Source organism: Pseudoduganella sp. S-14, assembly GCF_049913285.1.
Lineage (GTDB): Bacteria > Pseudomonadota > Gammaproteobacteria > Burkholderiales > Burkholderiaceae_D > Rugamonas.
Genome location: NZ_CP183991.1, coordinates 4099228 through 4117101 on the forward strand (window position 1 = coordinate 4099228; position 17874 = coordinate 4117101).

Sequence of the window (17874 nt, forward strand, 5' to 3'; positions counted from 1 at the left end):
TTCAGGCCCCTGCTGTGGCGCTTGGGCGGTCCGCAATGCGGTCGCGCCATGCCTGCAAGTGCGACAGCCCGTGGTCGGACGGACGGAATTTCATCAGCCCGCGCGCAAACTCGATTGCGCAAAAGCCGGTAATGTCGGCAATGGTAAAGCGCTGCCCCGCCACGAAAGGCTGCGCGGCCAGCACGCCATCCAGCCACTTCGCGTTCTCGCGGAACTTCTCGCCCTGCGAAGCGCCGAAGTCGGGGAACTGCGGATTCTCGATCGGCGCAAAGCCGGGATGAGAGTGGCGGATGCTGTTGGCCGCAATGGCGAACAGGTGCAGCTCCATGCGGCGGTCGGCCATTTCGATGAAGGCACGCTCCTCGGCGCCTTCGCCCATCAGGTTCGGCGCCGGATGCAGGCCTTCCAGATAAGTGCAGATGGCGCGCGTTTCGCACAGGATGCGGCCATCGTCCAGTTCGAGCGCCGGCACGCGGCCGAACGGATTCACCGCCAGGTAAGCTTCGCTGCGATGTTCGCCCCTGCCCAGGTCGACCGCCTGCAATTCCAGCGCGATGCCTTTCTCGGCCATGAACATGGCGACGCGGCGCGGATTCGGGGCACGCGGGGCGGTGTACAGCTTCATTGAGTCTCCTTGGTGTTGTGATCAGCGCGACTGGCCGGTTTCCAGCATTTTGCGCGCCTCGGCCGCAAATTGCTCTACTTTCTCCTGACTGTCGGCGCGATCCAACACATTGCTCGGCGGCCGCTCGATGCCGCGCAATACGGCAGGACGGGCGCGGACCTGGCGGATCCAGCGCTGCAGGTGCGGCAAGCCTTCGGTCTCCACCCCGGACCAGCGATGGGTGCGCACCCAGGCCCAGTTGGCGATATCGGCGATCGAATAGTCGCCGGCCAGGAATTCATGCTGCGCCAGTTGGCCGTCCAGCACGCGGAACAGGCGCCGGCACTCGCCCTGGTAACGGTCGATGGCAGGCTGGATCTTGTCGGGGAAGTAGCGGTAGAAGACATTGGCCTGTCCCATCATCGGGCCGATGCCGCCCATCTGGAGCATCAGCCATTGCAGCACCAGGGAGCGGCCCTTGGCGTCCTGCGGCATCAGGCGGCCGGTCTTCTCGGCCAGGTAGACCAGGATCGCGCCCGATTCGAACACCGCGAAGCCATCGTTGCCGCGGTCGACGATCGCCGGGATGCGCCCGTTCGGATTGATGGCCGTAAACCACGGCTCCTTCTGCTCGTTCTTGCCCAGGTCGAGCACATGCATTTCGTAAGGCAGCGCCAGCTCTTCCAGCGCAATGGAAATCTTGTGGCCATTCGGCGTGGCGGCGGTGTACAGGTCGATCATCGCGGCTCCTTTCACGGAATCGCTGCATCATAGCTGCTTTTCCGCCCCCACGCCGGGCCAGCCGCGTCAGGCGCGGCGGCGGGTGAAGGCCAGCAGAGGCAGGCCTGCCAGCAACAGCAGCCAGGCCGAGCCAGGTTCCGCAACCACCTGCACGTCCACCAGCGGACTGGCGCTGGCCAGGACGAACTGCGGGTTGCCGCCCAGGACAGGCTGCACCGAGACCGTACCAAGGTCGCCATCGGCGCCCAGATAGCTGGTGTCGTTGAACAGCGCCCAGCCGAAGGTCGAACCGGCATCGCCCTGGCCCACCAGCAGGTTGACGTCGAAGGAGTACACGCCGCCCAGCACCACCGCCTGCACCCAGTCGCTGCCGCCATCGGCATTACTGAATGCCAGCGGGCCTGGCGCGGCGCCGGACACAGTCCCGCTCACGTCCGGCGTGCCAAGCAGCTCGCCGGCCAGATTGGTGACAAGCGCGGTGGCCGGCGTCGCATCGGCCAGGCCGATGAAATACAGGCCGAGGAATGCCGGGCCGGTGCCCAGCGAGGCGGTGTCGATGCTGACCTTGTACAAGGGCCCGGCGGCAGCCTGCCCCGCACCACAGGCCAGCATGGCGGCCAACAGCAGCCGCGCCAATATAATTTGCAGTTTACTCATGGTGGTGTCCTCAATACTTGACGCTGAAAAGTTGACGGGTATAGCCGATGGCAGCCTTGGCCGGATTGCTGAAGGTCGTCGTCAGGGTCACGCTCTGGCCCGGCGCCAGGTCAAGGGTCGGCAGCGTGATATAGGGCACGCCATCCTTGATACCGGTCGCGTTATCCAGCGTCACGCCCGGCGTCAGCCCGTACAGCCGGAATTGCAGCGGCCCGCTGACGGTATGGTCCGTAGCGTTGACGATGGTCACGTTGCCGGTGTACTTCTGCGTGAAGCGGTTCATGTTCAGGCCCGATTGCTGGATCTTGACGATCGCCGTGACGTCCACTGGCGTCAGCAGGTCGTAGCGCTCGCCGAGGAAGCGCAATTCGCTATAGGAGGAAATGCCCGGATAGGCAGGATCGGTCGGCGGGCCCGGATGGTCGACTCGCACCATGAAGTAGCGATAGCGTTGTTCCGACAGTCCTGGCAGCACAGGAATCGTCTCCAGCTCGAAATTGCGGTTGCTGGTATCGGTGGTTTCGCGGCTGGTCAGCAAAGTCCAGTTCGAATTGTCGTTCGAGCCGTAGATGTTGATTCCCTGTGAACGGTTGGCGAACATGAAGCGGGCCTGGATGCCGAAGGCGTCGACGGACACGCGATAGTCGGCGCCGAAATCGATGGTCACGAAATTGCGCAAGTCGCCCGACGTGCTGTTGTAGTCGCCGTCCACCAGCAGGCCAACACGGTTCACGTCGAGCGTGGTGGTGGTCACCATGTGCTTGCTCCAATCGAGGCTGCCGTCCAGCGCAACGCGCGGGTTCAGCAGCTCGAGCTTGGTCACCACCGCCTGCACGGATTTCAGCAGGGCCGGAAAATCGGCATCGGACACCGTCATCATCTGCTCGCGCAGCGAGGCGATCTCCTGCTGGAAGGTCGCCAGCGACGGCGTGGTGTAAACGCTGGCAGGGTCATAGCCGCCCTGCGCCGCCGCAAAGGCACTGGCGCGGTCCGGCTGCACGCTCAGGCGTGCGGTCATGGTGCTGATGGAGATGCCGTCGGTGGCGCTGATCACGATGTCGTGCAAGCCGCTTTGCGCCGCAGTCGGCGTCCAGTTGAAGGCTCCGGTCGAAGTATCGAGCGTGGCGCCATCGGGGATGCTGATCGCCTTGTACACCACCGTATCGCCGACCTGGGCATCGGTCGCCGTGTAGGTCGCCTGGTAAGGCACGCCTTGCACCACCAGCTCCGTGGCCGGGAACACCGGCATGGCAAAGCGCGGCGGGGTCAGTTGGGTCGGCGCGGCCATGTTCACGAAGTCCACGTCCACCGTTGCCCCTTCGGCGCCGGTGAATTTGAAGTACATGATATTGTCCCCCTGGCGCTTGCCCGGCGTGGCCGCCCACGACGTGTCAGGCACGATATAGCGCCACTGGCCTTGCGTGTCAGGCACCGTCATTTCGCACCATGGACTGGCGCTTTCGGTGGCGCTGGCGGCGAGCTTGGTGAGCGCGTTGGTGCGGATCATGATGCCGGCCGGCGCGTACTTGCCGCGGTCGGCGTACTGCACGTCGGTGAACACCACGGTGGCGCCGGCCGGCGTGACGTTGGCATGGCCGAAGGTGCGGTCGCCCTCGTTCACCTTGCTCCAGTCTCCCTTCAGGTAGATTGATTTGCGCTCCGTCTCCAGCATGCCGGTGTTGGGTGGCAGGGCAGCCCCGGTCAATACCTTGGGCAGCGACAGGAAGGCTTCCGCTCCCATGTCCTTGTTGGCCGGTGCGCCGGGGCCCCAGCGGGTCACGAAGTCGTTCGAATGCGCGTTGGCGGCCGCCAGGAACGGCGCTTCGACATCGACGTCCACGCCCTCTTCGTACTTGTACACGTTATACAGCTCGGGGATGCCGCCCACTTCATACAGGCGGCCGCGATAGGCTTCCGATTGGGAAGACGTGCCACCCGAGGTATCGGCCCAAGGCGCGGCATAGCCAAGCATGAACTGGGCGTAGGCATTGGCGCCCATCAGCACACGGTTCCCGCCGAACTTATAGACGCTCACCGCGTCGCCCGAGGTGGAAGGCTTGCCGCTGAACGGGTCCACTTTAGTGCCCTGGGCGGTGACCAGGCGCAGCAGGCCGGTCAGGTTGTCGACATTGTCCCCGCCGTGTGCCTGGTCGCGCTGCATTTCCTGGATCTGGTAGAAAGGATAACCGTACTTGTTGTAAGGGTTGCCCGCCTCGATCAGGGGGATCAGGGGCAGGATGGCGCCATTGATGTCCTGCCGCGTCGAAGTGGAGTTGACCGTCATCCATTCCACGGTTTCGTCATAGCGCGCACGGTTGTCGGTAAAGATCGCCCCCGACATGCGCCCAACGATCGAATATACATGCTGGTTCATGAAGCGCTCGTTGCTGGCGAAGAAGGTGCGCTCCATCGGGTCGACCAGGTTGTCCTTCAGCTTCTGGGTGTCGGTGTCGGTCCAGACCAGCGGATAGGCGGTGTAGCTCGGATCGCCCGGCGTGTAGCGCATGATCTCGGCGGCAGCCAGCATGCGGAACAGCGGCACGCCAGTGTGGATATGCGCGTCCGGATAGTAGGCATAGCCATCTTTGTTCATATTGCTCCAGGTGCGCAGGATGCGCATGGCATTGCGGCGGTACTCGTTGCGGCCGGTGATGTAATACAGGATGGCCTGCGTCAGCGCCCCCTGCGAATCGTTGATCAGCCGCACCTGGGCCGTATTGCCGTTGAAGTTGGGCGTGTTAGGCGTATCGATCTTGGTCGAATCGCGATTGGTCGGCAGCAGGTTGATGTTTGCGTAATTGCAGCAGACCGTAGCCAGGGTGCTGTAGTAAGTCTTGTACGGCTCGGCGTCGGCGCGCACCTGGGCGCGGGCGTACTCGAGCTGTTCCAGCGTGATGCCCAGCGCCGGATGCTTGAATCCGGTAGCGCTAACAACGGGTTGCAAGACAGGTGTTGCTACATAGTCGACTGCGTAAGCGGGTTGAAATGAAGCAGCGATCGCTGCCGCTACGGCCAATACCCTGAAACCGGCCATGACCCCGCCCTTTAGTGAATGGTTATGCATGATTATCCTTATTAACCAATGTCGAAGGGACATACCGAAACCCGAGGTCTCCTCGCGTGTTATCGATATCAGGCCAATATAGCACGCACCGCTGGAGCTTGCCTCAACATTATGTTATCGATATCTAGGCAAGCGATACCGTTTACGGATGGGCAAAAAAAACCGGCCATTTGGAGGGGCCGGTGAAAAACGCTTTTTAGGGCGCGGGGATAGAAGAAACCGTGCCGGATTGAGGAATCCGGCAACCCGGCGCACAGGGATGCTGTACGCTATGGACGTACTTTGCCAGCTTTCCGCCGCCTGAGGCTTAGGAGTTCATTAAGGAGTGAAAATACCCCGGGCAAAAAAATACCCGCGTCATTTGCGCGGGTAAAGGGATTCAAATCGGGAGAGATTTGAAAGTGCAAGGGGATATTCTCGAAAACGAAAACATCACGACTTCGTTTAAGATAGTACACTTTTTATAATAGAAACTCTCCAATAGTCACAATGCGAAAAAAAATTTGCAAATGGACTTTTCGAAGCGCGCTTTTAACGGCGCTTTTGGCCATTTCCGCCTGTGGCACCCAGCCTCCAGCGCCCCCTGCCGCCGCGCCGGCAAGCGCGGCCCCGGCGCTGCAGGCCAGCCGGTCGGCGCACCGGATCATGGCGGGCGATTCGCTGATCGCCATGACGGTTCGCCGTGGCGGGCCGCTGGCGCGCATGGGCCACGACCACGTCGTCGCCACGCGCCAGGTGGAAGGTTTCGTGGACGTCGAACAGGGCCGCACTGAATTACGCTTCCGCCTGGACCAGTTGACGGTCGACGAGGCAGCGCTGCGCAAGGAAGCCGGGCTCGAGACCCAGCCTTCGGCCGACGCAATCGATGGCACGCGGCAGAATATGTTCAGCAAGGTCTTGCAAGCCGAAGCCTATCCATGGGTGCTGGTGCGGGCCGCCTTCGAACCGGAAACGAAAGACAAGCTGCGCGCGCAAATCACACTGCACGGCGTGACGCGCGAATACCAGGTGCCGCTGCAGTTGCGCGAGGATGGCGCCGTCCTGCAGGCCAGCGGCGCATTCACCGTCAAGCAGACCGATTTCGGCATTACGCCGTTTGCAGTTTTCGGCGGCGCACTATCTGTGAAAGACGAACTGGAACTGAGATTCGCGATCAGCGCGCGACGATAAGGCGCAAGCCCAGGCCGACGAAGATCGCGCCGGCGCCGCGGTCCAGCCACAGGCCGGCGCGCGGATTGCGGTTGATCCATTTGCCCACAGCGCCCGAGAAGTAGCCCAGCGCCCCAAACAGCAGGCAGGCTTGCAGAGTGAAGACCAGGCCCAGTTGCGCGGTCTGCCAGCCGGCGTCGCCGCGCCCTGCCACCACGAACTGCGGCAGGAAGGACAGGAAGAACAGCACCACCTTCGGATTGATCGCATTTGCGAACAAGCCTTTGGCAAACAGCTTGCCCAAAGATTCCTCCGGCAGGGCCGCCCGGCCCACCTGCACGCCGCCCTTGCTGCGCAGTGCGCCATATCCCATCCAGATCAGGTAGAGTCCTCCCGCAACCTTGAGCGCGGTGAACGCTGCAGGCGATGCGGCAATCAGCGCGCCCACGCCCAGCGCAGCCAGCAGCGTATGACTGAGGCAGCCCAGGGCGCAACCGAGGCCGAACACCACGCCCTGCTTGCGTCCACGGGACATGCCCATACTTAATACCATCAGGTTATCCGGACCTGGCGATACGGTAATGAGCATGGCGGCGGCCAGGAAAGCCAGCCCTTGTTCAGGAGAAATTAACATAGCCGGGATCATACACGAGTGCAGCGGGGCATAACAATTCAGTATCACGCCATGTTTATTTGTCCATTACAATAATTGCTATTGAGGAGATCATTAATATTTTGCTTTCTTCGTTTGCATCGTTTATTGAACTGCTTGCGCCCCTTTTATTAATCCTGGGGTTGGCGGCGTTTATCCTGCTGATTTGGGAGAACCGCAGCCTAAAGAAGCAATTACAGGCGCGGGAAGCCGCGCTGAGGCAAACGCAGATTCAAAATGAAAAGCTGGGCCGGCACCGCATCGATTTCCTGGCGGCCATGAGCCACGATATCCGCACCCCGCTGGCCGGCGTGATCGGCATGCTGAAATTTGCCCTGCGCGACCGCACCATCGCCGACCGCACCGGAGAATACCTGCGCATCGGCCTGAAAAACAGTGAGGCCCTGCTGGCGATCCTGAACGACCTGCTCGATTTCTCGCGCATCGACGCCGGCCGCCTGTCGATCAACACCCAGGACCTGGACCTGATCGACATCATTGACGAAGCCATCACCATCCTGCGCCCGCAGGCCGACGCCAAGGCCCTGCTGTTGCGCTGCGAACTGGCGCCGGGCCTGCCGCGCCATGTGCAGGGCGACCCCAACCGCATCCGCCAGATCCTGCTCAACCTGCTGGGCAACGCCATCAAGTTCACCGAACGCGGCGAAGTGCGGCTGCGCGCTTCCGGCGAAACGGCTGACGGGCTGGCCCGGGTCAGCTTCAGCATCAGCGACACAGGCCCGGGCATTCCGCTGGAAATGCTGCCGCGCCTGTTCCGTAAATTCGAGCCCGCCGACCTGTCTTCCACCCGCCGCGCCGACGGCCCCGGCCTTGGCCTGGCCATCTGCAAGGAGCTGGTCGAGCTGATGGGCGGCCAGATCGAAGCCGATACCCGCCTTGGCAAGGGCACCACGCTGCGCTTCTCGCTGCCGCTGGCCCTGGGCGGTCCGCTGGAACAGGATACCGTCAAGATCCCGGCCAACCTGCGCCACGCCTACCGTTTGCGCGTGCTGTGCGCCGAAGACGTGCGCACCAACCAGATCATCATCAGCACCCTGCTGGAAGGCATGGGCCATGAAGCCACCGTCGTGGAAAACGGCCTGGAAGCGCTGCGCGCGCTGCACGAACGCGATTTCGACGTGGTGCTGATGGATGGCCGCATGCCGCAAATGGACGGCGAGCAGGCGGCGCGCCTGGTGCGCCGCGGCGGCAGCCAGGATTGCCCGTCGCGCGATCCGCTGATACCGATCATTGCCCTCACCGCCAACGCCAACGAACTCGATCGTGCACGCTACCTGTCGGCCGGCATGGACGCCTTCCTCAGCAAGCCGGTCGATGAACGCCTGCTGTTCGACCAGCTTGAAAAGACCATCAAGCAATTGCTCAATCGCGGCCGCAGCCTGCCGCGCACCGCGCCCACGCTGGCGGAACTGGACGACATGTTCGGCGTCGAGCCGGCCAGCCCGGCGATCCATATCCTGCCCCTCAGCGGCATGACGACACGCCACCAGCAGCGCATCGCCCAAGCCTTCCTCGAGGAAGCGCCGCGCCGCATGGAAGAAGGCCGCTTGGCCCTGCAGAACGGCGATGGCGAAGGCGCCACCAGCGCCTTCCACGCCTTGAAAGGCAGTTGCGGCTACCTGAGCGCCCCCGAACTGCACACCCTGTGCCATCAACTGGAAAAGGCCAGCGCCGCCGCCGACCTGCAGTCTGCCGCCGCACTGTTGCCCGAGCTCGAAACACTTATCCTGCAAGCTTGCACCGACCTGCGTCGCGACGATACGATAGCGGCATGACGACTCAACGCGCCTGGGTGCGCATGCCATCCGGCCGCCGGCTGGACTTGCTGGACCCCACGCCCTTCGACTGGGATGACGCCGACCTCGCACTGGGCCTGGCTCGCACCTATCGCTGGGGCGGCCACTCGGCCTGGCCCTTGCCCCTCTCCGTCGCCCAGCATTCGATCACGGTGCTGCAATTGCGCCGCCTGTGGTCGCCCACCCCGCTCGACCCGCTGCGCTCGCTGCGCGAGCTGCTGCACGACGCGGAGGAAGGCTTGCTGGGGTTCGATTGCATCTCCGTGCTCAAACCCTTCCTCGGCGACAGCTTCCGCGAATTGAGCCAGCGGCTGGAACAAGCGGTCTTCCTGCGCTATGGCTTGCCGGCCTGGACGCCGAAGGAATACCAGGTCCACAAGCGCGCCGACCGGCTGGCCGCGGCCAGCGAAGCGCTGCACGTGGTGGGCTGGAGCAATGAAGAGGTGCGCCGCACTTTGAAGATCCACGCCGTGCCCCTACATGAAGATCCATTGCAGGCTTTGTATGGCGAACCGGCCTGGGAACCCTGGCCGCCCGGGCTGGCTTGCGAGCGATTTCTCGACGAATTGAACCGTCTCAAGGCAGCGGCTTCATAGTCCGGATGATAAAATTGCCGTAATACGAAGTTTTTAAAGACGAAATTCCAGTTATCCACTTCTGCTGTGGATAAACGTGTGGAGAAGCAGGTCTTGACAGCCCGTTCCGCCTTTAACGGCGCGGCTTTCAACAAATTGCCCAATTCTTTGGCAATCGATTAGTCTGAATAGAATCAATGACTTAGCACGGTAGAGTGCGTGCCATTTTGCAACTCACTGAGCCTTCGGAAAATATTTTGACAAAAGTTCTGGCGCGGAATAGTGTGTCCACAACCGACAAAGGAAAATGCATGGACGTAAAAGTTCCTGACGACGATTCAAGCGAAGGGTGGATGATCGACGACGAGGCGCAAGCCAGTTCCGCCGAGCAGGCTCCAGGCGCCAATCCCGCTCCATGGCGGGTACTGATCGTCGACGACGACGTCGACGTCCACGTCGTCACCAAGTTTTCACTCAGCAATGCATGCTTCATGGGGCGCCGCCTCAGCTTCCTGCACGCCTATTCCGGCGAAGAGGCCCTGACCACCCTGCGCAACAACCCCGACGTGGCGCTGGTGCTGCTGGACGTGATCATGGAAACCAGCGATGCCGGCCTGCGCGTGGCCAACCAGATCCGCTCCGAACTGAAGAATGAACTGGTACGCATCGTGCTGCGCACCGGCCAGCCGGGCCAGGCGCTCGAGCACAGCATCATCCTCGATTACGACATCAACGACTTCTGGTGCAAGACCGACCTCACGACGCGCAAGCTGTTCACCACCGTGATTTCCTCGCTGCGCAACTATTCGGACCTGCAAATCCTGCAGTCGCAACTAGCAAAATACAACCAGCACCGCGAGCAATTTGCGGCGATCTTGCAGGGCCTGCAGAACGGCGAAGCATGGTCGGGGCACCTGGTCATCGGCCAGCCGGCCTCAACTGTGGATATCCAGGTCCAGCCCGGCAGCGAGCCGGGCAGTTTCAAGGCATCGGGACGCATCCTGAAATAAGCACTGTATGCACGTACAGTAGTTATTTTCGCGCCATCTACGCCGAATTCCCAGTAAATCGCCGTAAGTCGCGGATTGAAAAGGGCTTTTCCAATTATCCACATTGTTTGTGGATATCTTTGTTAATAAAGGGGGCTTGACAAGGCAAACAGCCCTCAACGACGCCATTTCCAACAAACTGCCTGTTCAATGTGCAGAAAAAAGTACCTTAAGAATCAACGACTTAAAATCTCACCAATTCTCACAGGCGTTCTTTAACTAATTAAAGTCGCGCGTTACTTTTCGTTAATTCTTGTGCATAACCCTGGCTGCCGAGCGCCGTTGGGCCGGTTGCAGCAAGACACGGCGGATGATGTGGGGAGCGATGTTATGGGACTTCATATACTCCACTGCGCACAAGGTGCTGAAGCTCGCTTGCACCTCGATGCCCCGGTCGACGATTTCACTGCGCGCCAAATCGACGCGTGGCAGGTATTGCAGCAGAGCCATAGGAACACCTTCGGGCGGGGTGGGCGGTCAAGGAAGTATTGACCATGCCGCCAATAAGTCAATGGCCCACCCGCAACACCTACAGCTGAGTTCGTGTCCCACCTTGGGGTCACACCCGAAATGAGACACAGCCTCAACTGTTTGCAGATGGGTCCGTGTCCCGATTCGGGTGTGACCCCATGGTGGGACACGGGCTGGGCTGTACGGCTCAGCGGTTTTGGTAGCCGCCGAAGTGCTTGACGGGGCTCCAGTCGGGCTGCACGGGCGGCAACTCGGGGGCGTATTGGCCGAAGTCGGCGCCGGCGTGGACGATGCGGCCGTTCACCACTGTCAGCGCGCTTTCCAGCGTCTTGATCTCGGCTTCGGGGATGCTGAAATAGTCCTTCGGCAGGATCACCAGGTCGGCATACTGGCCTCGGGCGATCTGGCCCTTCAGCTTTTCTTCGCCGCTGAACCAGGCGCTGCCCTGGGTCATCAGCTTCAGCGCTTCATAGCGGCTCAGACGGTCCCTGGCTTGCCACATCGGCATGCCGCCCGCGGTCTTGCCGGTCACCGCCCAGTAAATCGACGGCCACGGGCCATAGCTCGATACGCGGGTACCGTCCGTGCCCAGGCCGACCGGGATCTTCATCTCCAGCATCTTGCGAAGCGGCGGCATCTGGCGCTCCTGCACGCCATAGCGCTTGGTGTAATGCTCGCCCTGGAAGTACATGCGGTCTTGCACGGCCACGCCGCCGCCAAGCTTCTTCACACGCGCCAGTTGATCATCGGAGATGGTCTCGGCGTGGTCGAAGAACCAGCGCAAGCCGTTGAACGGCATTTCGCGGTTGACCTTTTCGATCACGGCCAGGTCGCGCTCGATCGATTCGCCGTATGTGGCGTGGATGCGGAAAGGCCAGCGGTTTTTCACCAGCAGGCGCAGCACCGGTTCCAGTTCGCTTTCCATATGGCCCGGCATTTCCGGGCGCGGCTCGAGGAAGTTTTCGAAATCAGCTGCGCTCCATACCAGGTTCTCCCCTGCCCCTTCGGTGTTGTAGCCGTTGGCGTAGAACATATGGTCGTTGCGGTCAGGCTTGGTCATGGCGAGCCAGCGCTGGTAGTCTTCCAGCTCCTTGCCCGGCTTTTGCGCGAACAAATAATAGGAAGTGCGTACGGTCAGCTTGCCGCCCTTGGCAAGTTCCAGGCTGACCGCGTAGTCGTCTGGATAGGCCTGTCCGCCGCCGCCCGCGTCGATCGCACTGGTCACGCCAAGGCGGTTCATTTCGCGGTAGTACTGGATGGTGGAATTCAGCTGCTGATCGCGTGGCAGCGCGCCGGTCTTGCCCAGCGTGGAGTAAAGCACCAGGGCGTTCGGCTTGGCGACCAGCAGGCCGGTCGGCTTGCCGTCTGCGCCAAGCTCCACCACGCCGTCCTTGTATTTGGTGTCCTTGTCGTAGCCCAGGACTTCAATGCCCTTCTTGTTCACGAAACCAAGGCCGTACAGGTAGAGGATGAATACCGGCTTGTCCGGCACCGCCTCGTTCAGTTCTTCCAGCGTCGGCAGGCGCTTTTCTTCGAACTGGAATTCATTGAAACCGCCGACCACCTTGATCCATGCTCCGTCCGGCGTGCGGGCCGCCTGCTCGCGCAGCATCTGCATGGCGCGCTTCAGCGAAGTCACGCCGTCCCAGCGCAGCTCGGCGTTGTAGTTCAGCCCCTGCCGGATGATGTGCAGATGGGAGTCGTTCAGTCCCGGAATGACCGTGCGGCCGCCGGCATCGATTACTTGCGTGCCCGGCTTCTTCAGCTTGAGCACCTGGGCATTGCTGCCCACCGCAGTAATCACGCCGCCCTTGATGGCTACAGCCTGCGCGAAGCTGCCCTCACGCGCCATCGTGGCGACTTTGCCGTTGGTGATGATCATGTCTGTCGCATAGGCCTGCGACAGACCTGCAGCCAGCAAAGCTGCGGCCAGCAACGGTCTGTTCATGGATTTATTCCTTGATGGATTCGATCGAGAAGCCGAGGGTCAACTCGTCGCTGACGTGCGGGGCGTATTTGCCGGCGCCGAAATCGGAGCGCTTGATCTTGGCAATCGCATTGGCGCCGCAAGCGTCTTTCTTCAGCATCGGGTGCGGCATGCACTGGAAGGAGGTCACTTCCAGGTTCACCGGCTTGGTCACGCCCTTGATGGTCAGGTTGCCTTCCACGCCCACCACCTTGTCGCCGTTGAACAGGAACTTGGTCGACTTGTAGGTGATGGCCGGGTACTTGGCGGAATCGAGGAAGTCGGGGCCTTGCAGGTGTCCGTTAAACAGGTCGGAGCCGGTATTGACCGACTTCGGGTCGATGGTCACTTCCACCGAGCCGGTCTTGGCGGCGCGGTCGATCTGGATCTTGCCGGTGGTGCTATTGAATTTGTTCACCTGGGTCGAATAGCCGAAGTGGCTGTACTCGAAGCGGGAGAAAGAGTGCATTGGATCGATGCTGTAGGTTTCAGGCGCGGCGGATGCGGCGAGGGAGAAGCCGGCGGCGAGGGCGAAGGCGATCAGTTTTTTCATTGTAAGAACTCCAGGTTGGGAATGACGGCCCATTATGCGACGACAACCGATCAGTGTAAAACGCATAATGTGCGCGCTACCAATCGACTTTTTCGATAATAGGCACCAGTCTGGCGCGAAAAACAATCACCCTTTCGAGGTCTCCCCCTCGCAATCGCTGCGCATCTGCGCCTGCGACACGTTGCTGTTTGGCGGCACGCTCTGGGTCAACCAGACATTGCCGCCCACGGTGGAGCCGGCACCGATGGTGATCCGTCCCAGCACGGTGGCGCCGGCATAGATCACCACATCATCTTCCACGATTGGATGGCGCGGCGTCCCTTTGATCAACTGCCCGGACTCGTCGGCCGGGAAGCGCTTGGCGCCCAGCGTGACATGCTGGTACAGGCGCACGCGCTCGCCAATGATGGTGGTTTCACCGATCACCACGCCCGTGCCGTGGTCGATGAAGAAGCTGGCGCCGATCTGCGCCGCCGGGTGGATATCGATCCCGGTCCGCGAGTGGGCGATGTCGCTGACGATGCGCGCGATGAAAGGCGCGCCGAGCTTGTGCAGGCTATGCGCGAGGCGATAGTGCAGGATGGCCACCATGCCTGGATAACACAGGAGGATTTCCGCAATCGAGGTCGCCGCAGGGTCACCGGCATAGGCAGCCTGCACATCAGATACGACCAGCGCGCGGATCTGCGGCAGCGAGGCGGCGAAGGCGCGCGTGATGCCGAGGGCTGCGCGCGCCTGGTCTTCCTCGGTCTCCGCCACTTCGGCACCGAATTGAAGCCCGCGCCGCACCTGTTCGTGCAAGCGGTCCAGCGTCGTGTTCAGGGTATCGCCGACGAAGTAGTCGATGCTTTCGTCGGTCAGATTCGGGCGCCCGTAATGCGTCGGGAACAAGGCCGCCGACAAGCCCTCGAGGATTTGCACCAGCTCCGCGCGCGAAGGCAGTTCGCGCACGCGGCGCTGGTGGCGGATATTGTGAGTCGCTTCGCGCGACACGCGCAACTGGTGTACCACCTCGTCGAGGTCCCAACGCGCTGCGCCGCTTGAGGCGCCGTAAGAGTCGATAGCCATAAGGCACAAGAATATCGAAATTACATTAAAAAGCGAAAGAAGCTGTTCGCACAAGCTTATGCTTTCCAGTCATAAGCAGAGACTCCGGGATTCCCTTAAAATAGCGCGCTCACTCTCGGGCATCACATGAAGAATATCCTGCTTACCCTGCTCCTGGCCGGCCTGACCATGGTCGGCCCGCTGGCGATCGACACCTATTTACCCTCGTTCCCGGCCATCGCTGAGACCTTCAACGCCAGCCCGATGGCAATCCAGCAGACCCTGAGCCTGTTCCTGTTCACCTTCGCCTTCATGATGCTGTTCTACGGCACCCTGTCGGACAGCTTCGGCCGCCGCCCGGTCATCCTGTGGTCGCTGATCCTGTACGTGCTTGCCTCGCTGGGCGGCGCCCTGGCCGGCTCCTTCGGCTTCCTGCTTGGCGCCCGCATCCTGCAAGGGCTGGCCTCGGGCGCAGGCTCCGTGATCGGCCGCGCCATCGTGCAAGACCGTTTCGAGGGCATGGAAGCCCAGAAAATCCTCGGCAACATCATGATGGTGTTCGGCCTGGCGCCAGCCATTGCTCCCGTGCTGGGCGGCTGGCTGCAGGTTTCCTTCGGCTGGCGTTCGATCTTCTGGTTCCTTGCCGCCTTCGGCGCGTTGATGTGGGTTGCCGTCTGGCGCTGGCTGCCGGAGAGCCTGCCGCAGGAAAGGCGCCACCCCCTGCACTTGGGCGCCATCGCACGCAATTACTGGATGGTGCTGAAGCACCGCCAGTTCCTCCTGCTGTCGGTGTCGCTCGGCGCTGCCTTTGGCGGTTTCGCCCTGTATATCGGCTCCGCCGCCTATTTCATCATGCATATCCTGAAGCTGCCGGAAACTGCATTCGCCTGGCTGTTCATCCCGCTGATCAGTGGCCACGTGCTGGGGGCAACGATGAGCGGCAAGCTGGCGCATCGCATGCCTCCGGCGAAGCTGATTCGCCTGAGCTTTGTGCTGATGGCCATCGCTGCTGCGCTCAACGTGGGCTACAACTGGATCTACGCTGCGACCGTTCCGTGGGCCGTGCTGCCGCTGTTCCTGTTCTCGTTCTCGCTGGCCCTTGCGATGCCACCGCTCACGCTGGCCGGCATGAACCTGTTCCCGCAAAATAGCGGGCTGGCGGCGTCGATGCAGTCCTTCCTGCAGATGATGCTGTTTGCACTGGTGTCCGGATTGGTGGCGCCGCTGCTGTTCGACAGCGCGCTACATCTGGCGCTCGGCCTGGTGGCCTGCCTGGTGGTGAGCTACGCCACCTACCTCGGCGCCACCCATGGCCAGCATCAGGGCCAGGGCGCCGGCGTCACTTCCTGATATTGCGGGCCGCCTTGCGCAGGCTCGGGCGCGGCCTGCGGTTTCTCGTGCCCCGGCCTGAGGTTGGGCGGCAAGCCAAGGCCGAGGATTTCCTTGCGGCCCTCGACAAAGTCGGAAGTGCTGAGCGGATGTTCGCTGTCGGGCCAATTGGCAATGGCCCAATTCTGCACCTCGACAAATCGCTTCCACACTTCCGAGACAAACTGCCGCCTGATCGCGTCATCCATGGGCGCCTCCGTTGGGTTTACCCCTACTCTACACCAGCGCTAAAAATGCTGTCACACTGGCTTGATCCGGTAGGCGCAACGGCGCTCCCCGGCCAGGATGTGCTCCTCGCGCTGCACCTTGCAGCCGGGCCCCAGCACGCGCTGGAACACGTCGAGCTCGGAGCGGCAGAAATTCTGGCATTCGCGCGCGGCAGCGCAGATCGGGCAATGGTTCTCAACCAGCAGTAGCGTGCCATCCTGGTGCGGCTCGACTTCGGCCATATAGCCTTCCACGTCGCGCGCCAGGGCCAGGGCTTGCACGCGCTCCGGCAGAGCAGTGCCTTCGCCGATTGCCTCGCGATAGAAGGCTTCGCTGGCTTGCTCACGGGCGGAAATCAGCTTGTCCATGCCTTCTTCCCCGAACAGGGCGCGCACTTGGGTGATCAGTTGCAGTGTCAGGTCGGCGTGGCGGTCTGGGAAACGCGCGTGGCCGGCATCGGTCAACAGCCAGCGGCGCGCCGGGCGCCCCACTTTTTCCGCCACATCTTCAAACGTCACGAAGCCGCGCTCCTCCGCTGCCTCCAGGTGGCGGCGCGCGCCCATCGAAGTGAGCTCGAGCAGTTCGGCCAATTGCTGTGCCGTGCGCGGGCCGCGCGTTTTCAGCAGGAACAGGATCTGGTCGGCAGTATTCATGCGCCGGCTCCTTCCGTGCCCGCCAGCGCGCGCTGCGCAGGCACCGCCGCCAACTCTCCACGCCAACCGCGCAGGCGCCAGCCGGCCCACGCCGCAAGCACGGCGCCCAGCAACAGGATCAGGCGGGTATCGACCAGCGTCAGCACGGAGCCGATCGCCGCCATCACGATATTCGCGAAGCAGAACGTCATCGACAGCAAGCCCATGACCGAGCCCTGCCCGTGTGCCGCGAAGCGGTCCGCCGCCCAGGACTGCACTGTCGCGTTATAGAAAGCGTTGGGCAGCCCGAACAGGCAGATCGCGACCATGCCGATCCACAGGTTGCCAAGCGCAACGCCAGCCACCGCAGCAGCGAGGCCGAAAGCCAGCCAGCTCGCCCGGTGTAGCGGTGCCATGCTGCTCGGCCGGCCGGCGATGATGGCGGCCAGCGTCATGATCGCGCACATCGCCATATTGATGGTCGCGATGCCGCGCGCATCGTAGCCGCCTTGCTCCACCAGCCACAAGGGATAGTATTCATAGAAGCCGGTGATGCCGCAGGTCAGCGCCAACTGCACGATGAACAGCGTGCGCAACTCGGGAAAGCGCAGCAGGTTCATGGCATGGTGCGAGCGCGCCACCTGCCACCACGACGCGCCATCTTCCGGCGCCTTGACGGCGCGCGGCACCGTGATCGCCACCAGCACGGCAGCCAGCACCAGCGCCGCCACCGCAATCCAGAACGGAACCGTGATGCCAAAGCCCAGCGTGAAGCCAGCCAGCATCGGGCCCACCAGCCAGCCAAGGTGCAGCGAACCATTCACCAGCGACAGCGCCCGCAGGCGCTGCGGGCCTTCCAGCTTTTCCGCCACCAGGGCACGCGCTACCGCGCCGTTCCCTTCCAGCAGGCCGGTGCCGAAGCGGGCCAGGATGAACAGCGGGAAGGACTGCATCACCAGCGCCAGCGCCGTCAGCGCGTGGCCTGCCGCGGCCCCGAGGGCAGTCGCCAACAGGATCGGGCGGCGCCCGTAACGATCGGACAAAGGCCCGAGCAGCGCGGAACCGATCACTAGGCCGATCGGGTTCACCGTCAGTGCAATGCCGAACAGCAGCTTGGGCGGCAAGCCGAGGAAATTGTTCAGGCTATTGTGGGCTTCCGCCGCGAACAGCGGCGGCAGGATGGGATATGGCAGTGATGCGCCCGTAGTGGACAGCAAGCCAAGCAGGCAGGTCGCCGCGATGAGGAGGAGATTGTTCATGACCTCCAATATACGCAGGACCCGACAATAAGTAAACTAGAA

17 protein-coding genes are annotated in these 17874 nt (G+C 62.2%); 5 read left to right on the forward strand and 12 right to left on the reverse strand.

Annotated elements, in window-relative coordinates; genetic code table 11:
- Position 1: 1 nt before the first annotated feature.
- From ACN9MZ_RS18635 to ACN9MZ_RS18650, 4 genes are all read right to left on the reverse strand, one after another.
- Positions 2-625 carry a glutathione S-transferase family protein gene (locus ACN9MZ_RS18635; RefSeq protein WP_426338446.1) on the reverse strand — a complete coding sequence of 208 codons (624 nt, stop codon included), beginning with the start codon at positions 623-625 and terminating at the stop codon, positions 2-4.
- Between the two features lie 21 nt (positions 626-646).
- Positions 647-1345, reverse strand: coding sequence for a glutathione S-transferase family protein (locus ACN9MZ_RS18640; protein WP_426338447.1), 699 nt, complete (start codon positions 1343-1345; stop codon positions 647-649).
- A gap of 66 nt (positions 1346-1411) precedes the next feature.
- On the reverse strand, positions 1412-2002 hold the full coding sequence (locus ACN9MZ_RS18645) for an NF038129 family PEP-CTERM protein (protein WP_426338448.1): 591 nt from the start codon (positions 2000-2002) through the stop codon (positions 1412-1414).
- A gap of 10 nt (positions 2003-2012) precedes the next feature.
- Positions 2013-4946: a putative Ig domain-containing protein gene (locus tag ACN9MZ_RS18650; RefSeq protein ID WP_426338449.1), complete on the reverse strand. Its 2934-nt coding sequence runs from the start codon at positions 4944-4946 to the stop codon at positions 2013-2015.
- Positions 4947-5609: 663 nt separating this feature from the next.
- Between ACN9MZ_RS18650 and ACN9MZ_RS18655 the strand changes: the two genes are divergently transcribed.
- Positions 5610-6236: a YceI family protein gene (locus ACN9MZ_RS18655; protein WP_426338450.1), complete on the forward strand. Its 627-nt coding sequence runs from the start codon at positions 5610-5612 to the stop codon at positions 6234-6236.
- On the opposite strand, the gene ACN9MZ_RS18660 is transcribed toward ACN9MZ_RS18655, so the two are convergent.
- Positions 6220-6849, reverse strand: coding sequence for a LysE family translocator (locus ACN9MZ_RS18660; RefSeq protein ID WP_426338451.1), 630 nt, complete (start codon positions 6847-6849; stop codon positions 6220-6222). The two genes, ACN9MZ_RS18655 and ACN9MZ_RS18660, sit on opposite strands and share 17 nt — an antisense overlap.
- A gap of 161 nt (positions 6850-7010) precedes the next feature.
- On the opposite strand from ACN9MZ_RS18660, the gene ACN9MZ_RS18665 reads away from it, so the two are divergent.
- The 3 genes from ACN9MZ_RS18665 (at position 7011) to ACN9MZ_RS18675 (ending at position 10269) form a co-directional block, all read left to right on the forward strand.
- Positions 7011-8663, forward strand: coding sequence for an ATP-binding protein (locus tag ACN9MZ_RS18665; protein ID WP_426338452.1), 1653 nt, complete (start codon positions 7011-7013; stop codon positions 8661-8663).
- The gene (locus ACN9MZ_RS18670; RefSeq protein ID WP_426338453.1) at positions 8660-9280 is read left to right on the forward strand and encodes a phosphohydrolase; all 621 of its coding nucleotides are present in this window, start codon (positions 8660-8662) and stop codon (positions 9278-9280) included. The genes ACN9MZ_RS18665 and ACN9MZ_RS18670 overlap by 4 nt, the downstream gene beginning before the upstream one ends.
- A 290-nt stretch (positions 9281-9570) precedes the next feature.
- Positions 9571-10269: a hypothetical protein gene (locus tag ACN9MZ_RS18675; RefSeq protein WP_426338454.1), complete on the forward strand. Its 699-nt coding sequence runs from the start codon at positions 9571-9573 to the stop codon at positions 10267-10269.
- A gap of 285 nt (positions 10270-10554) precedes the next feature.
- On the opposite strand, the gene ACN9MZ_RS18680 is transcribed toward ACN9MZ_RS18675, so the two are convergent.
- The 4 genes from ACN9MZ_RS18680 to epsC all read right to left on the reverse strand — a co-directional run bounded on the left by ACN9MZ_RS18680 (position 10555) and on the right by epsC (position 14366).
- Positions 10555-10758: a hypothetical protein gene (locus ACN9MZ_RS18680; RefSeq protein WP_426338455.1), complete on the reverse strand. Its 204-nt coding sequence runs from the start codon at positions 10756-10758 to the stop codon at positions 10555-10557.
- A gap of 208 nt (positions 10759-10966) precedes the next feature.
- Positions 10967-12727: an amidohydrolase gene (locus ACN9MZ_RS18685; protein WP_426338456.1), complete on the reverse strand. Its 1761-nt coding sequence runs from the start codon at positions 12725-12727 to the stop codon at positions 10967-10969.
- 4 nt (positions 12728-12731) lie between these two features.
- The gene (locus ACN9MZ_RS18690) at positions 12732-13298 is read right to left on the reverse strand and encodes a YceI family protein (RefSeq protein ID WP_426338457.1); all 567 of its coding nucleotides are present in this window, start codon (positions 13296-13298) and stop codon (positions 12732-12734) included.
- Positions 13299-13424: 126 nt separating this feature from the next.
- Positions 13425-14366: a serine O-acetyltransferase EpsC gene (epsC, locus tag ACN9MZ_RS18695; protein WP_426338458.1), complete on the reverse strand. Its 942-nt coding sequence runs from the start codon at positions 14364-14366 to the stop codon at positions 13425-13427.
- Positions 14367-14492: 126 nt separating this feature from the next.
- On the opposite strand from epsC, the gene ACN9MZ_RS18700 reads away from it, so the two are divergent.
- On the forward strand, positions 14493-15695 hold the full coding sequence (locus tag ACN9MZ_RS18700) for a multidrug effflux MFS transporter (RefSeq protein ID WP_426338459.1): 1203 nt from the start codon (positions 14493-14495) through the stop codon (positions 15693-15695).
- Here ACN9MZ_RS18700 and ACN9MZ_RS18705 read toward each other — a convergent pair.
- Genes ACN9MZ_RS18705 through ACN9MZ_RS18715 form a run of 3 tightly spaced genes read right to left on the reverse strand, consistent with a single transcriptional unit; the run spans position 15665 to position 17832 of the window.
- Positions 15665-15922 (reverse strand): hypothetical protein, encoded by a 258-nt coding sequence (locus tag ACN9MZ_RS18705; RefSeq protein ID WP_426338460.1) that lies wholly within the window; start codon positions 15920-15922, stop codon positions 15665-15667. The two genes, ACN9MZ_RS18700 and ACN9MZ_RS18705, sit on opposite strands and share 31 nt — an antisense overlap.
- A gap of 51 nt (positions 15923-15973) precedes the next feature.
- Positions 15974-16594, reverse strand: a complete 621-nt coding sequence (locus ACN9MZ_RS18710; protein ID WP_426338461.1) for a helix-turn-helix transcriptional regulator — start codon at positions 16592-16594, stop codon at positions 15974-15976.
- Positions 16591-17832, reverse strand: a complete 1242-nt coding sequence (locus ACN9MZ_RS18715; protein ID WP_426338462.1) for an MFS transporter — start codon at positions 17830-17832, stop codon at positions 16591-16593. Before ACN9MZ_RS18715 ends, ACN9MZ_RS18710 begins: the two co-directional genes overlap by 4 nt.
- Between the last annotated feature and the right edge of the window lie 42 nt (positions 17833-17874).

What these genes read in the sequence shown, in the direction of transcription:
- ACN9MZ_RS18635 (WP_426338446.1), bottom strand. Translation starts at nt 625, where the DNA reads ATGAAGCTGTACACCGCCCCGCGTGCCCCGAATCCGCGCCGCGTCGCC.
- ACN9MZ_RS18640 (WP_426338447.1), bottom strand. Translation starts at nt 1,345, where the DNA reads ATGATCGACCTGTACACCGCCGCCACGCCGAATGGCCACAAGATTTCC.
- ACN9MZ_RS18645 (WP_426338448.1), bottom strand. Translation starts at nt 2,002, where the DNA reads ATGAGTAAACTGCAAATTATATTGGCGCGGCTGCTGTTGGCCGCCATG.
- ACN9MZ_RS18660 (WP_426338451.1), bottom strand. Translation starts at nt 6,849, where the DNA reads ATGTTAATTTCTCCTGAACAAGGGCTGGCTTTCCTGGCCGCCGCCATG.
- ACN9MZ_RS18670 (WP_426338453.1), top strand. Translation starts at nt 8,660, where the DNA reads ATGACGACTCAACGCGCCTGGGTGCGCATGCCATCCGGCCGCCGGCTG.
- ACN9MZ_RS18675 (WP_426338454.1), top strand. Translation starts at nt 9,571, where the DNA reads ATGGACGTAAAAGTTCCTGACGACGATTCAAGCGAAGGGTGGATGATC.
- ACN9MZ_RS18680 (WP_426338455.1), bottom strand. Translation starts at nt 10,758, where the DNA reads ATGGCTCTGCTGCAATACCTGCCACGCGTCGATTTGGCGCGCAGTGAA.
- ACN9MZ_RS18685 (WP_426338456.1), bottom strand. Translation starts at nt 12,727, where the DNA reads ATGAACAGACCGTTGCTGGCCGCAGCTTTGCTGGCTGCAGGTCTGTCG.
- ACN9MZ_RS18690 (WP_426338457.1), bottom strand. Translation starts at nt 13,298, where the DNA reads ATGAAAAAACTGATCGCCTTCGCCCTCGCCGCCGGCTTCTCCCTCGCC.
- epsC (WP_426338458.1), bottom strand. Translation starts at nt 14,366, where the DNA reads ATGGCTATCGACTCTTACGGCGCCTCAAGCGGCGCAGCGCGTTGGGAC.
- ACN9MZ_RS18700 (WP_426338459.1), top strand. Translation starts at nt 14,493, where the DNA reads ATGAAGAATATCCTGCTTACCCTGCTCCTGGCCGGCCTGACCATGGTC.
- ACN9MZ_RS18705 (WP_426338460.1), bottom strand. Translation starts at nt 15,922, where the DNA reads ATGGATGACGCGATCAGGCGGCAGTTTGTCTCGGAAGTGTGGAAGCGA.
- ACN9MZ_RS18710 (WP_426338461.1), bottom strand. Translation starts at nt 16,594, where the DNA reads ATGAATACTGCCGACCAGATCCTGTTCCTGCTGAAAACGCGCGGCCCG.
- ACN9MZ_RS18715 (WP_426338462.1), bottom strand. Translation starts at nt 17,832, where the DNA reads ATGAACAATCTCCTCCTCATCGCGGCGACCTGCCTGCTTGGCTTGCTG.